2 protein-coding genes are annotated in these 1,205 nt (G+C 42.8%); both read right to left on the minus strand.

Going from position 1 to position 1,205, the window contains the following annotated elements; genetic code table 11:
• Window positions 1-783: 3-methyl-2-oxobutanoate hydroxymethyltransferase (panB, locus tag A3739_RS01085; protein ID WP_068499856.1), on the minus strand; the 783-nt coding region annotated here is incomplete at its 3' end.
• Window positions 784-835: 52 nt separating this feature from the next.
• On the minus strand, window positions 836-1,205 hold a 370-nt coding region (gene folK, locus A3739_RS01090), incomplete at its 5' end, for a 2-amino-4-hydroxy-6-hydroxymethyldihydropteridine diphosphokinase (protein WP_068483619.1).

The raw sequence follows: 1,205 nt of genomic DNA on the forward strand, positions 1-1,205 counted from the left end.
GCTATGTTCCGGTCCGGGAAAAGAGCCATTTTTTACAGCTTGATCGTAAGCTTGAATCGCACTTTGCACTGAATCAGTTTCAGCCAAAAAGTTTTTCACGAAACGAGGTAGTTTGCCTGAAGTAAGACCTAGCATATCGTGTACAACTAGTACTTGCCCATCAGTAACATTACCTGCACCAATTCCAATAACTGGAACCGAAACAGCCTTGGTGATTTGCTCTGCAAGTTGAGTCGGCACACATTCAAGAAGAATCATATCGGCACCTGCTTGTTCTAGTTCCTTCACTGCATCAAGCATTGCTTTAGCCGAATTGTCTTCTTTGCCTTGAACTCGATAACCGCCGAGTTTGTTAACAGATTGTGGAGTGAGACCAAGGTGAGCACATACAGGTATGCCTCGATAACTTAGCTCTTCTATAGATTCTTTTAGCCAAGCACCACCTTCAACTTTAATAATGTGAGCACCTGCTTGCATTAACAGACCTGCATTATGAATCGTCTGTTCGATGCTGTTATTTGCATTGAAGGGTAGGTCAGCCATGATCAAGCTGCGGGAATTGCCACTTTTCACACAAGCGGTGTGGTAAAGCATATCATCCATGGTAACAGGAAGCGTGCTGTCGTTGCCTTGAAGCACCATGCCCAAAGAGTCACCGATCAACAGTACATCGATTCCTGCCTCATTCGATAAGGCAGAAAAACACGCATCGTAACTGGTGAGACAAGAAAATTTCTTACCTTCTTCCTTCAGTTTCTTCAACGATAAAGTGGTGGTGGTCATAAGCCCTTTTTCCAAGTGGGTAATTGCATGCAAAGACTAGCTATATGTTGGCTTAAGAACAAGCCAAATTTATTTCAATCTTAACGAGATCATGATGTTCACACTTATTGACATAGTCTGCTAAAGCTTCGCCATTGGGTAAGCGCCAATGNGGCGCAATTTCTAAGCATGGGATAAGCACAAAGTCGCGAACTAAGGCTTCTCTGTGAGGAATCTGTAGATCTGGATCTTCGATAGAAATGTTTTCTTGCCCAAAGAATATAATATCAATATCGATAATGCGTTCACCCCAAACTCTCGTTTTAGTTCTGCCAAAAGCATTCTCTATGCGCTGAGTAAGCTTTAAGAGGTCGATCGCGTTTAAAGGTGTATCAATGAGTACAGCAGAATTTACGTAATCATCTTGGTCTTGAGGACCACGA

The sequence above is a fragment of the Oleiphilus sp. HI0067 genome (assembly GCF_001635735.1).